The following is a 14,306-nucleotide window of genomic DNA, read 5'->3' on the forward strand; positions in this document are numbered from 1 at the left end:
TATAATGGAATTATCATTATGCGCAAAGGGGTGGATTTGTTGTTTGGGAAGGCGGAAGTTAACTCGTATCAACAAGGTCAGTCAAAAGAGGAACGGTGTAAGGATGAACATTATACCGCCGGGAGCTCCGCAAGCCGCCGGCTAAATATTTTTACCGGATTGCGGGTGAGAGATGGGGCCGGCCTGGTTGCTCTGTTTGCGGCCGGTTTTTTGCTGGGCCGGGCTTTTTTGCTGGGTGAACTGCTGCCATTTGGAGCGGCTCTGGTGGCTGCCGGTTTTGTTGTTTACCGGGAATATGCCCTGGCGGCGCTTATTGGGGCGGCTCTGGGGCTATATACTGTCGTATCCGGTTGGGAGCTGGCTGTTCGTATGGTTGGGCTGGCAGCGGTAGGCGCGGCTGCCTTAACTTTGCCGTCGCGTTCCGCGGGACTCCGCCTTTGGCTGGGCGGGGCGGTTTTTGCGGTGCTGGTAATTGCCGGTACCGGTTATGTGGCGCTTACCGGGCCAACTACATATGATTATGTCAGGGTACTTTTTGAATCAATATTCAGTGCGCTGCTGGCGGTAACTTATAGGGCGGCCTTCATAAGCTTGGGACGGTACACCGCCAGCCATCGAATTAATGGAGAGCAGGTTTTTTGTTTCATTATTTTACTGCTCAGCATAGTGGCCGCCGCCGGGCAGGTGCGCTGGGGAATGGTCAGCCCGGGTGGAATCCTGGCTGCTTTTACAGTTCTTGTGGCGGGGTATGTCGGGGGTGCCGGTCTGGGGGCCGCTGCCGGGGCTGTTATAGGGGTAGTTCCGGGTTTGGTGTTTGCTGTTTCGCCGGTAGCGCTGGGGGCGTTTGCCTTTGCGGGTTTTTTGGGCGGCTTGTGCCGGGGCATGAGACGAGTAGGGGTTGTAGCCGGTTTTTTACTGGGAGGCACATTGCTTACCGTTTATCTGGGCAGCGGCCGGGATATAGCCGGTTTGATGGCGGAGACGGCGCTGGCCGGACTGGTATTTTTAATACTCCCTCAGAAGGTATTAGCGCTTGTGCAAAGAAATACGCCGCCGGCCGGTCCGTGGGTGACTGCGGTTCAGCCGTCCGAAGGCCGACTTAAATGCTGGGAAGTCCTATTCGAAGAAGTTTCCCGTACATATGACCAGGTCAGCGACGAGCTGGAACGTCGAGTGCAGGATGTTCAATGGCATTCCCCGGTTCAGGAAGTGAAAAACATGGTCTGTAATGACTGTGTATTGCATAAGGTCTGCTGGGAAAGGGAGCGTCAGCGCACCTTTCTGCAATTGGAAGCTTGCTTTGCGGTTGCCGAAAAAAACGGGCGGGTGACGAAAGAGGACCTTGATAAGCAATTGCGACAGTATTGTTCACGGCTCCGGGAATTGATTATGGGTATTAACTGTGCTTATCAGTTGTGGCGCACACAGCAATTTTGGGGTCACAGGCTGCTGGAGAGCAGAAAACTGATATCTTGGCAACTGCGTGATATGCGCGGAGTAATTGAAAATTTGGCACGGGAGTTTGAGTCGGGAAGCGAAACTTGGCAGCGGCGCGCGGAATATATTAAGCAAAGTCTGAAACAATCAGGTATAACTGCGGCCTCACTGGCCTTGTACCCATGTGCCGGGGGATGCGAGGCGGAGGTAGCTATACCGGCCTGCAACGGTAAAAAAAGATGTGTTTATGATGTGGCGCCGATGTTAAGTCAATTGACGGGTGAAAGGTTGGTCTCCTCCTGCACGGATTGTACTAACTGGGATAGGGGGGACTTTTGCACTTTTCGCTTATATCCGGATTTGGTTTATCAATTGAGTCTCGGATTGGCCCGGTGTTCCGGTAAAGGCAATAATATATCGGGTGACAGTTGTGCGGTAATGCATCTAAGTGGTGGGCGGCTGGCTATTTTAATTAGCGATGGCATGGGTTCCGGGGCGGCAGCGGCGTCGGAAAGCAAAACAACTTTGTCGTTGCTGCAGCAGCTGTTAAAAGCAGGTTACAGCCGGGACCTGGCTATTCGTATAGTTAACTCGGTTATGATGCGCCACTGTCCCGAGGAAGATAACTATGCCACTGTGGATATGTGCGTGGCAGACCTGTATGGTGGAAAGTTTGAAATAGTTAAAATAGGAGCCGCGCCCAGCTTTTGGGTCCGTCAAAACCAGGTACGGGTTATTCGGGCCAGTTCATTACCGGTGGGCATTGTGGACGATATTAATATTTTTGTTCAGCATGGTGAGATGAATAGCGGTGATATGCTGGTTATGGCAACAGACGGAGTCAGCGACGCTTATCCCGCGACAGAAGAAAATGAAGATTGGATTGCTTCCGTTCTTGAGGAAATCGTTGATTTACCGCCTCAGGAAGTGGCGGAGCTAATATTGCGTTTGGCCATGAGCGGTTCCGGCGAGGGGAGTGGGGCGGCGGATGATATGACTGTGCTGGTAGCGCGGGTGAAGAGCTGTGAGAAACAATAATCCGGATTTAATAGATTACTCTTAGACGGCGTGCGTTACAGGTATGATTGGCACGCTTTTTTTTCTTGACATGGTTGATATTGCCAGCGGGAGATATTTATCCCGACAATTTTACATATTGTTTCTAGAAAAAAATATTATAAGAAGGAAATTTTTTTGCCGGTGTGGAAGTTTAAAAAAATAGGAATAATGTGGGTGAAAAAATGTCTTTAATTCAGCTGGTCACGGAATATATACGCAGATACAATATGGTGGCCACAGGTGAAACAGTGGTGGTGGGTGTATCCGGGGGGCCGGATTCCATGGCTTTGCTGCATATCCTTTACAGGCTGCGGGAAACCCTGGGTATAAATCTGGTGGTGGCCCATTTAAATCACCGGTTTCGTGGTGCTGAAGCGGATGCTGATGCTCAATTTGTTTTAGATGCGGCGCGGCGGCTGCAATTGACCGCTTTTGTGGAAGCTCGGGATGTGCCGGCCTACAGCCGGGGACGTGGTATTTCCCCTCAGGTGGCGGCCCGGGAAGTGCGGTACAGCTTTTTAGGCGAAGTGGCTGTTAAAACGGGGGCCTCCAGAGTGGCGCTGGGTCATCATGCGGATGATCAGGCTGAGACCATTTTGCTGCATATACTGAGAGGTACCGGTGCGGGTGGTCTTAAAGGCATGCTGCCCGTGCGGGATGATTTCTATATTCGCCCATTATTGGCTGTCAGGCGCCGGGAGATTGAGCATTACTGCCGGCGGCATGATCTGGCCGCCAGGCTGGATTCCAGCAACGTTAAGCCCAAATATATGCGCAACCGGGTTAGATTGGAACTGCTGCCGACTCTGGAAAAAAAATATAATCCTAATTTGGTGGAGTCTTTAAACCGGTTGTCTGAGATATGCCGGGATGAAGACGATTACCTGGAGCATCAGGCGGAGCAGGTTTTCTTGGACGCCAGACTTGCATCTCCCGGCAATGCCGTATGTCTTGATGCGGGGAGATTGTCGGTTGTTCCCCGGGCGCTGCTGCGCAGGGTGATGCGCCGGGCCTGGACCGAAGTGTGCGGCGATCAGGCGGATCTAAATTATCGGCATATTGAACAAGTTATAGCAATAATAAATGGTGGAGGTGGTTATAGGCAAATTACTTTGCCAAGGGGGATAACGTTTAAAAAATATTATGAGGTACTGGAGTTTACCCTGGACCGGGAATTTAAAGAGATACCCTTTTATCAATATTTCCTGAAGGTGCCGGGTATTACTTTTGTTCCCGAGGTTGGTTTGTCTATAGGCGCCGAAGTTTTACCTGTCGGCAGGGCTATGCAACCGTCAGGTCTTGACTCGTGGCAGGTTATTTTAGATTATGATCGTTTAGCCACTCCCTTAATAGTGCGCCGCCGGTTATCCGGTGATCGTTTCAGCCCGTTGGGTTTGGACGGCACCGTGAAACTGAAGAAGTTTTTCATAGATCGTAAGATTCCCCGCCACTCAAGAGATTGCATCCCTTTGGTGCTATCAGGAGATGATATCGTATGGGTGGCGGGCATGCGTCCGGGTGAAAAGTGGAAGGTAACCGAAAATACGGTAAAGTGTCTGCGTTTATACATAGTCGATTACGAATAATGTTTTTGTGACAAGCTAATAAGTAAAAAGTAAATATACCAAGCTATATTGATAAAAAATCCTTTGTTTGTTAAAATTAACGTTACCGGTCAAGTATCACCGTCACTGAGAGGAGTGGCTTGTTTGAACAAGGTGATTAAAAACCTTAGCATATATTTATTAATTGTACTGGTTACCATAGCTTTGATTAAATGGAATACCCAGGATAACACAGCCATCAAGGAAATGCGCTTTGATGAATTCTACGCCGCCCTGGGCGGGGGTAAAATAAAGCAGGTGACTATCCAGCCGGATGACTATACCACATTTATAACCGGTGAGCAGGTGAGCGGTACGCAGTTTCAAGTGCGGGGCACGGTGCCGGGCGGTGAAAAGGTGGAAGCCATCCTGCAGGACAAGGGTGTGCGGTACAATGTCAAGGAACCGCCCAAGCCGAGCTGGTGGACCGGCTTGTTGACTACCCTGCTGCCTATTTTAATTTTTGTTCTATTGTTTTTCTTCCTTATGCAGCAGACTCAGGGCGGGGGCAACCGGGTTATGTCCTTCGGTAAGAGCCGGGCCAGATTGCATACCGATGATAAGAAAAAGGTTACCTTTGCGGATGTGGCAGGCGCCGATGAGGTTAAGGAAGAACTGGAAGAGATTGTGGAGTTTTTGAAAAATCCCAAGAAATTTAATGAGCTGGGAGCCCGTATTCCCAAGGGGGTATTGTTGTTCGGTCCGCCAGGCACCGGTAAAACGCTGCTGGCCCGGGCCGTGGCCGGTGAGGCGGGAACACCTTTTTTCAGTATTAGCGGCTCGGATTTCGTGGAAATGTTTGTGGGGGTGGGCGCCTCCCGGGTAAGGGATTTATTTGAGCAGGCCAAGAAAAATGCTCCCTGTATAGTATTCATAGATGAAATCGACGCCGTGGGCCGTCAGCGGGGCGCGGGCCTGGGCGGCGGCCACGATGAACGTGAACAGACATTGAACCAGCTGCTGGTGGAGATGGACGGTTTTGAAGCCAATGAGGGCATTATTATTGTTGCCGCCACCAACAGACCGGATATTTTAGATCCGGCTTTGCTCCGGCCGGGGCGCTTTGACCGCGAGGTGGTGGTGGGCATTCCGGATATCAACGGCAGGAAAGAAATACTCCAGGTGCACGCCCGGGGCAAGCCTCTGGCTCCCGGGGTGGATATTGGCATACTGGCCCGGCGTACACCCGGCTTCACCGGCGCCGACTTGGCCAACTTGTTAAATGAAGCCGCTCTGTTGGCGGCTCGCCGTAATAAAAAGGATATTGGCCAAAACGAGTTGGAGGATTCTATCGAGCGGGTTATTGCCGGTCCGGAGAAGAAATCACGGGTTATCAGTGACTATGAGAAAAAACTTGTTTCTTATCACGAAGCCGGTCACGCGGTGGTAGGCTACTTGCTGCCTCATACCGACCCGGTACACAAGGTTTCCATCATACCCCGGGGGCGGGCCGGCGGATATACTCTGCTGCTGCCCAAGGAAGACCGCTATTATATGACCAGGTCGCAGCTTTTAGACCAGGTGACCATGCTGCTTGGCGGCCGGGTTGCCGAGGATTTGGTGTTAAGGGAAATTAGTACCGGCGCCCAGAATGACCTGGAACGTTCCACTGATCTGGTGCGCAAAATGGTTATGGAATATGGCATGAGCGATGCGTTGGGACCTATGACCTTCGGTAACAAACAGGAAGCTGTGTTTTTAGGCCGGGATATTGCCCGGAACCGCAACTACGGTGAAGAGGTCGCCGGAGCTATTGACCGGGAAGTCCGGGGAACTATAGAAAAGAAATATAAGTTAGCCAAGGATATGCTCAATAAGCATATTGAAATATTGCATAAAATTGCCCGTGAATTGATGGAAAAAGAGACTCTGGAAGCCGAAGAGTTTGCGAGTATTATGAGTGAATCAGGCATTGAGGCCAATAAAGCTTAGGGAGGTTATTAGCGTTGGAGCGGACTTATGTAATGGTTAAGCCGGATGGGGTGCAAAGAAATCTGATCGGGGAAATTGTATCCCGCTTTGAAAAAAAAGGGCTGAAGATTGTGGGACTGAAAATGCTGCGGATTTCCCGCGAACTGGCTGAACGTCATTATGGCGAACACCGGGGCAAGCCCTTTTTTGAACCTTTAGTGGAGTATATCACTTCCGGCCCGGTGGTGGCGATGGCCTTGGAAGGTAAAGACGCGGTGAGCACGGCGCGGGAGATGATGGGGGCGACTAATCCTTTAAAAGCCGCTCAGGGAACCATACGCGGCACTTTTGGCATGGATATCGGCCGTAATGTGGTGCATGGTTCGGACTCCGCCGAAAGCGCGGCCAGGGAATTGGGACTGTTTTTTGCACCGGGGGAAATTGTTGACTATAAAAGGGATTTGGATAATTGGCTTTATGAATAAAAGCGGCGTAGGGCCGCTTTTTGCTTTGGGGACCTTAAGAAAAATAAATGAAAAAATAAATGCGGCGTTCTTTTTTGCAGGAAATATACTCAACTATGTAGAATAAATTCCTGTTAACCTGAGTAACTTGGCGTGGGTTGGCGCAGGTCTCTTGGCGTAAGTTTCCGTCTTTATAAACGGGGGTACAATGCCAATTAAGATGCTTTTACGGTTTTGAAATTGAGGGGGAATTTTCTCCTTTTGAATTAAGGACTTGCTTTAAAAAGTTGAGGTGATACCGGTGTCCATAACTGATCGAATTATGCCGGGTTTAAACGGTTCGGCGCAGGCGGAGGTTAACGGGCAAAATACCGCTGTCGCTTTTGGCAGCGGTGATATTAACGTATTTGCCACTCCTGCCATGATTGGACTTATGGAAAAGGCGGCACTGAGCTCCGTGGATCCTTTGTTGCCTGAAGGTTATACCACGGTAGGTATCAAAGTCAATGTGGAGCATGTGGCCGCAACCCCTGTGGGCGGTCTTGTGCGGGCGCAGTCCAAACTTCTGGAGATAGACGGGTGGCGGCTGGTTTTTGAAGTGCAGGCCCTGGATGATACCCGGTTGGTTGGACGAGGAATTCATGAGCGGTTCATTGTACGGGCCGATAAGTTTCTGCAGCGGGTGGCCGGTAAAAAATAGAATAATTTTATTAAATTTTCAGCAATCTAAAAAGCAATGCTATCTTATTTTCCTTCACTGCCAAAAGTATTGTGGTCTGGTCCATAATACTTATATTGAAAAAAATAATCTTAAGTAAAGGGGGTTAAACAGGGAGGACAAACAGTTCGAAACAATTGAGGCTATAGTAGGATTAATCGAGAGGAGAGGTAAAAATTGGCATACGATGCAACTAAATTAAAGGACTTTGAAATCGCCGAACAGGCGGAGAAAAATATGCCCCTGCCTTATGAATGGCAGGAGAAGTTAAACTTGCAGAAGGATGAAATCATCCCTTACGGCAGAATTTGCAAACTGGACTTCATGAAAATTATCGATCGTTTAAAAGACAAGCCGGACGGCAAGTTCATTGAAGTTACCGCTATTACTCCCACTCCGCTGGGCGAAGGTAAAACCACCACTTCCATGGGTCTGGTGGAAGGCCTCGGCAAACGGGGCATGAACGTTGGCGCAGCTATTCGCCAGCCTTCCGGCGGCCCCACCATGAACATCAAGGGCACCGCTGCCGGCGGCGGCAACGCGCTGGCTATTCCCATGACCGAATTCTCACTTGGCCTTACCGGTGACCTGAATGATATTATGAACGCTCACAACCTGGCCATGGTGGCCCTTACCGCCCGGATGCAGCACGAGAGAAACTATGACGATGCCGAACTGGCCAAGCGGAATCTGCGCCGCCTGGATGTGGATCCCACCAGGGTGGAAATGGGCTGGATCATTGACTTTTGCGCCCAGGCCCTGCGGAACATCATTATCGGTATCGGCGGCCGGATGGACGGTTACATGATGCAGTCCAGATTCGGTATTGCCGTGAGCTCGGAAATTATGGCTATTCTCGCCGTAGCCCGGGATCTGAAAGATATGCGGGAGCGTATCGGTAAGATTATCGTGGGTTACGACAAGAAAGGCAAACCGGTAACCACCTCCGACCTGGAAGTGGCCGGTGCCATGACCGCTTTCATGCGCAACGCCATTAACCCGACGCTGATGAGCACTGCCGAATACCAGCCCGTACTGGTACACGCCGGCCCGTTTGCCAACATCGCCATCGGCCAGTCTTCCATCATTGCCGACCGCATTGGTCTGAAAATGTTTGATTACCATGTCACTGAGAGCGGATTCGCCGCTGACATCGGATTTGAAAAATTCTGGAACGTCAAGTGCCGCTTCAGCGGACACGTTCCCAACGTTTCCGTGCTTACCGCCACTATCCGGGCGCTCAAAATGCACGGCGGCGGCCCCAAAGTTGTCGCCGGTCGTCCGCTGCCCGAAGAGTATATCAAGGAAAACGTCGGGCTGGTTGAAAAGGGTTGCGAGAACCTGGTGCATCATATCAATACCATTCGCAAAGCCGGTATCAACCCGGTGGTTTGCATTAACTCATTCCATACCGATACCAAGGATGAAATCGCGGCAGTACGCCGTGCCGCCGAGGCGGCCGGAGCCCGCTGCGCCATGTCTGAGCACTGGCTCAAGGGTGGCGACGGCGCCCTGGAGCTGGCTGATGCCGTTATTGATGCTTGCAAAGACGAAGTTAACTTCAAGTTCCTTTATCCGCTTGAAATGCCCCTGCGCCAGAGGGTGGATGCCATTGCCCGGGAAGTATACGGCGCTGACGGCGTAAGCTGGACACCGGAAGCCGAAGCCAAGGCCAAGGCGTTTGAAGAAAATCCGGAATATAAAGACTTTGCCACCATGATGGTGAAAACTCACCTCAGCTTGTCCCACGATCCTACACTGAAGGGTGTGCCCAAGGGCTGGACACTGCCGGTGCGCGACGTTCTGATCTTTGCCGGCGCCAAGTTCCTGTGCCCGATGACCGGTACCATCAGCCTGATGCCCGGTACCAGTTCCGATCCGGCTTACCGGAGAATCGATGTGGATACCGAAACCGGCAAAGTGCTGGGCCTGTTCTAATAAACAAGTTGTTGATTCTCAAGAAAAGCGCGCTCATTCAGTTTTGGCGCGCTTTTCGCTTTTGGGTAGTTTAATCCTTAGCTTGCCATAAATTCGGCAAGCATAATTACCAGGGTGCAACAAAAAGGTAGTGTCGCAAAACTGCTTTTAAAAGTAGCATGCGATGCTCTTTTCTTTTTAATATTAGTCATGCTGTGGTGTGGCGCTGAGTTGCCCTTTCATATTATAATAGTGTTAAGAGTGTAACGCGGTATCTTATGCATAACTATAAAATATAGCAATTATTTTTAATACTTATCGGCAGGAGAAAGACTATTTGTAATAGAACTATCATATGATTATAGTTAAACTACAACGGGTGAAAATGCCTATCATTTTCAAATACATGAAATGGAGTGCATAATTATGTCAAGACCGCCTAAATGTCGCCGGGTTGAGTTTATGCCCGAGCTGACTTATTTTAAACCTGCTGGAATCCCTGTTAGCGAACTGGAAGAAATTCAGCTGACGGTGGAGGAATTGGAAGCTATCAGGCTAAAGGACTTGCTCGGCTTGGAACAAGAGGGATGTGCGGAGAAGATGGGTGTATCCCGGCCTACCTATCACCGTATATTATCCAATGCCCGGGGTAAAGTGGCCGTGGCCTTGGTGGAAGGTAAAGCTATTCGTGTAGAAGGAGGGCACTTTGAAATGGTGGTGCGCCACTTTAAATGCTTTAAGTGTGGCCACCTGTGGGAATTACCTTGCGGCGAGGGACCGCGTGGATCGGAAATTTCCTGCCCCGAGTGCCGCGGCAATGAGGTGGCCCGAATAAACAAAGAAGGCCGTCCCTACGGATGTCATTGGAAAAAGCAGGGCCGGGGAAAGGGACAGGGACAGGATATTTAGCTGTTGGAGCAAATTCAGGGGTAAGCCCCCTTTTTTTGTTATGAGCACACATGACCAGGGGTGATGCGGATGACGCGGACCAGAATAGGGGTAATATCGCCCCATGCCGGTTTTAGCCAATTAGCCGGTGAACTGGCGGTTGAAATGGGCATTGACTTGGTTATAAAGGAGTATAGCCGGACCGGCATGGGTGATGTGTTAAAGGAATGGGAAAACAATCATGCTGTGGAGGCAGTAGTTACCAGTGAGATCATTGCCGTTCCGTTGCGGGAGAATACTAATTTGCCGGTAATCACCGTGCAAGTATCGGGATTTGATCTTCTGGCGGCATTAAGTAAGGCCCGGTCGGTGGGTAAACGGATTATTATAGCGGAATATGATCACCTCTCCACTATGCTCGACGTAAATGAACTGGACGTACCTTTTGTATTGTACAAGCAAAAAGACCAACTGGTTGATATGCTTCTAAATATGCGTCATGAGGTCGATGCGGTAGTGGGCACGATGGTGACGGTGCTTGAGAGTGCGCGGGAGGCCGGTTTGCCGGCTTTTTTAGTACAAACTAACCGGGGGTTTATTCGGTGTGCCCTGGAAAAGGCTGTAAGAATATGCTTGATTAGCCGCCGGGATAAGAAATTGTGCCGTTCTTTGCAGGCTGTGTTAAATAACGCCTATGACGGAATCATAGCGGTGGATGAGCGGGGCAAGGTAGTGATATTTAACCCGGTTGCTGAAAAAATAACGGGTTTAACCGGCAATCAGGTTTTGGAGCGCCATATTACCGCAATCACTCAAGAAAACCTTGTTTGCAGGATGCTGTATAGCAATGGCGGTTCCATAGCCGGCGATATTGTGCAGCTGGGCGGTTTGCCTTTTTTATTGAACCGGGTGCCCGTATCGCTGGGACCAAACATGGCCGGCCTGGTCATTACTTTTCAGACGGCGGACAAAATAAGGCAGATGGAAAGTAAGATTCGCAAAGAATTGCACCGGCAGGGTTTGCTGGCCAAGTACCGTTTTAGTGATCTGGTGGGGCGCAGCGCCATGATGGAGGAAACTATCAAAGAAGCTCGAAAATATGCTCGTTCCAACGCCGCGGTGTTGATTACCGGGGAAAGCGGTACCGGCAAAGAGCTGTTTGCCCATAGTATGCACAATGAAAGCGCCCGCCGCGGCGGTCCGTTTGTGGCCGTGAACTGCGCGGCGCTGCCCGAGAGTTTGCTGGAAAGCGAACTGTTCGGCTATGAGGAAGGGGCCTTTACAGGAGCTAAGAAAGGCGGTAAGCAGGGCCTGTTTGCCCTGGCCCACGGAGGTACCATTTTCTTGGATGAAATAGGTGACCTTGGCTTATCCCTGCAAGCGCGTTTGCTTCGGGTGCTGCAGCAAAAAGAACTACTTCCGGTGGGGGGGCAGCGGGTAGTCCCCGTTGACGTGCGGGTGATCAGCGCTACCAATCGCAATTTGCCGGAGGAGCTGGAGGAAGGCGCTTTCCGTGTGGACTTATATTATCGCCTGAATGTTTTGCATTTGCATATACCGCCGCTGCGTATGCGCATGGAGGACGTACCTTTATTATTTAAACATTTTTTTCAGCGCCTTACCGGCCTTGATTACATAAAAGAGTGGCAAATTAATGACTGGTTGCTCGATAAGCTTAAAGAACACTTGTGGCCCGGCAATGTTCGGGAACTGGAGGGTTTTGTCGAACGGTACGCGGCCCTGGGTGAGGAGGATGTGGTCAATCATAGCACCTTTCGGCATTTACTGGCCAAACTATGGCGGAACGAGCCGACTGACAGGTTGTCGGCCGGCAGTCAGGTGCTTATGTTGAAGCTGGGCCATATGGAGGAGATGGAGCGGCAAATTATAGAGCAGGCCATATCCATGGTGAATGGTGGCAAGACTGAACTGGCCAGGGTGCTGGGTTTAAGTCGCACAACCCTGTGGAAGAAATTAAAAAAAATTGATAAAACAGGCGGTTAGACGAATAACAATAGCGGTGTTTAAAAAATTAACATATTACTTGAGATAAACAGCGCGGCATGTAATAATGCTGCTTTTTTAATCATGGCACAGGTATTGCATATGTTTGTTAACGGCGGTTTCCATTGATATTAATTTATGACGCCGGTGTATACTTGTACTGTAGCGAAAGGGAAGGAATTATGCTTGCTAAGCCTTGGTATAAATCCTGGCCGGCCGGAGTTCCCAAACAACTGTATTATACTCATTGTATAACCGGCGCAATTTCCTGCCAGGCTAAAAAAAATCCATCTTTACCGGCCATAAATTATTACGGTAGGGTTATAACATATCGCGAGCTGGAGCAGCTTACGGATCGATTTGCCGCTTCTCTATCGGACCGGGGAGTAAATAAAGGTGATCGCATATGCCTGTATATGGAAAACTGTCCGCAATTTATTATAGCCATGCTGGGGGGGTGGAAGGCCGGTGCCGTAATGGTACCAGCCAACCCGATGTTATTAGGTGATGAATTGGTTTACCAGCTGGCTGACGCCGGGGTGGAAACACTGGTGATGCAGGATGACTTGTTTCCCATATTTGACGCGGTTAGCCGGCGTACTTCAGTAAAAAACGTTATTATTACGGAACGCACTGATTTTTTGCCCTTTGTGCCCGATTTGCCGCCCCATCGTACTATGGTTACTGAAGCTGTGGATGCATTTGGCGCTATGTCATTTATGGAAATGCTGTTTCAGGGCGGCAAAGATTGTAAAATGAATGAACCGGCATTGGACGATCTGGCTTTGCTGCAATACACCGCCGGCACCACTGGTCTGCCCAAGGGCGCCATGATTACCCACCGCAACTTGCTCAGTAATACAGCGGGCTCGGCCGCCTGGCTGGGCGTGCGCTCCGGAGACGTGCACCTGGCGGTGCTGCCTCTGTTTGAGGTGACCGGTCTTGTGCACAGTATGGCCATGCCTTTTTATACCTGCGGTACTATTGTACTGCTGGCCCGGTATGATACCGAAACGGTGCTGGGGGCGGTGGAAAAAAACCGCTGTACCCACTGGGTGAGTGTCGCCACCATGAATATAGCGGTAGTTAATTATCCGAATGTACATAAATATGATCTATCATCGCTGCGCGTTTGTTTCTCCGGGGGGTCCCCGATACCTTCTGAAATATTGCATGGTTTTCGCCAAATTACCGGTGCTCATCTCGGGGAAGGGTATGGTCTAAGCGAAACCATATCTCAAGTAACCATAAACCCGCTGGATAAGCCTCGCCCCGGCTCGGTGGGCATACCCGTACAGCAAACCGATATTAAGATCGTGGACATTGATGACCTGGAAAACGAGCTGCCCGCCGGTGCTGAAGGGGAGCTGCTTGTTAAGGGTCCCCAGGTGATGCGGGGATATTGGAATCGCCCCGCTGAAACTGATCGGGCATTGCGTGACGGCTGGCTGGCTACAGGTGATGTGGCCCGATTGGACGATGACGGCTATGTTTATATTGTGGGGCGTAAAAAAGAGTTGATCAAGCCTTCCGGGTTTATCATATTTCCCCGGGAAGTAGAAAACTTTTTGTATGAGCACCCCGCTGTGGCTGAAGCTGTTGTAGTTGGTATACCGGATTCTTACCGGGTGGAGACTGTTAAAGCATATGTCGTTTTAAGGCAAGAATATGCCGGAATAATTACTGAGCAGGATATTATAGGCTGGGCCAGGAAAAAAATGGCCGCTTACAAATACCCGCGGGTAGTGGAATTTGTAAATGAACTGCCGCATATGGGTACCGGACGGGTGAACAGGCGTATCTTGTCCGAGTCCAGGTAATGATATATTTAATTAATTATGAAAGGAGAGGTGTTTATGCTCAGCGGCTATTATGATGATTTAAAGGTTGGCGACCGTTGGGTTTCCCGTGGCCGCACTATTACCGAATCAGATATCGTTATGTTTGCCGCCTTCAGCGGAGACTGGTACCAGCTGCACACGGACCGGGAATGGGCCGCCAAGACTCCTTTTGGGCAGCGCATTGCTCATGGATTACTGGTGCTGTCCGTATCCTCGGGCTTTTGGGATCTGTCGGGGGGCACGGTTATTGCCTTTTATGGCATGGATAAGGTGCGCTTTACCGCTCCTACCTTTATTGGCGATACCATCCATGCGGAACTTGAAATAGTGGAGAAAAAGGTTAAAAACCCGGACAGCGGGGTAGTTGATGTCAAACAGGAGATAAAAAATCAGCGCGGCCAAACTGTGGCGGCGGCGGTATTGCGGCTGCTGCTTAAAAAAAGAGCCGAGGGTTAGGCCGGGC

At 50.4% G+C, this 14,306-nt stretch carries 10 protein-coding genes; all 10 read left to right on the forward strand.

The genetic code is table 11. The annotated features are described in order from the left end of the window. The first annotated feature begins 39 nt into the window (after positions 1 to 39). The 10 genes from spoIIE (at position 40) to ABDB91_RS00815 (ending at position 14,299) form a co-directional block, all read left to right on the forward strand. Positions 40 to 2,475 (forward strand): stage II sporulation protein E, encoded by a 2,436-nt coding sequence (spoIIE, locus tag ABDB91_RS00770; RefSeq protein WP_347489705.1) that lies wholly within the window; start codon positions 40 to 42, stop codon positions 2,473 to 2,475. Between the two features lie 203 nt (positions 2,476 to 2,678). Beyond that, a complete protein-coding gene (tilS, locus tag ABDB91_RS00775; protein WP_347489706.1) occupies positions 2,679 to 4,082 on the forward strand; it encodes a tRNA lysidine(34) synthetase TilS in 1,404 nt (467 codons plus the stop codon). A 123-nt stretch (positions 4,083 to 4,205) separates the two neighbouring features. Then, entirely contained in the window at positions 4,206 to 6,032 is a 1,827-nt protein-coding gene (gene ftsH / locus ABDB91_RS00780; protein WP_347489707.1) for an ATP-dependent zinc metalloprotease FtsH, read from the forward strand. Between the two features lie 14 nt (positions 6,033 to 6,046). Continuing rightward, the gene (ndk, locus tag ABDB91_RS00785) at positions 6,047 to 6,496 is read left to right on the forward strand and encodes a nucleoside-diphosphate kinase (protein WP_347489708.1); all 450 of its coding nucleotides are present in this window, start codon (positions 6,047 to 6,049) and stop codon (positions 6,494 to 6,496) included. A 301-nt stretch (positions 6,497 to 6,797) separates the two neighbouring features. Then, the gene (locus tag ABDB91_RS00790) at positions 6,798 to 7,175 is read left to right on the forward strand and encodes a thioesterase family protein (RefSeq protein ID WP_347491490.1); all 378 of its coding nucleotides are present in this window, start codon (positions 6,798 to 6,800) and stop codon (positions 7,173 to 7,175) included. Positions 7,176 to 7,370: 195 nt separating this feature from the next. After that, positions 7,371 to 9,131 (forward strand): formate--tetrahydrofolate ligase, encoded by a 1,761-nt coding sequence (locus ABDB91_RS00795; protein ID WP_347489709.1) that lies wholly within the window; start codon positions 7,371 to 7,373, stop codon positions 9,129 to 9,131. A 405-nt stretch (positions 9,132 to 9,536) separates the two neighbouring features. Continuing rightward, positions 9,537 to 10,019, forward strand: coding sequence for a DUF134 domain-containing protein (locus tag ABDB91_RS00800; protein WP_347489710.1), 483 nt, complete (start codon positions 9,537 to 9,539; stop codon positions 10,017 to 10,019). Positions 10,020 to 10,088: 69 nt separating this feature from the next. Further along, positions 10,089 to 12,002, forward strand: a complete 1,914-nt coding sequence (locus ABDB91_RS00805; protein WP_347489711.1) for a sigma 54-interacting transcriptional regulator — start codon at positions 10,089 to 10,091, stop codon at positions 12,000 to 12,002. Between the two features lie 182 nt (positions 12,003 to 12,184). Further along, complete coding sequence (locus ABDB91_RS00810) at positions 12,185 to 13,822, forward strand: AMP-binding protein (RefSeq protein ID WP_347489712.1); 1,638 nt, start codon at positions 12,185 to 12,187, stop codon at positions 13,820 to 13,822. A gap of 36 nt (positions 13,823 to 13,858) precedes the next feature. Then, positions 13,859 to 14,299, forward strand: coding sequence for a MaoC/PaaZ C-terminal domain-containing protein (locus ABDB91_RS00815; RefSeq protein WP_347489713.1), 441 nt, complete (start codon positions 13,859 to 13,861; stop codon positions 14,297 to 14,299). Positions 14,300 to 14,306: the final 7 nt, after the last annotated feature.

It is taken from the genome of Desulfoscipio sp. XC116 (assembly GCF_039851975.1).
Taxonomy (GTDB): domain Bacteria; phylum Bacillota; class Desulfotomaculia; order Desulfotomaculales; family Desulfallaceae; genus Sporotomaculum.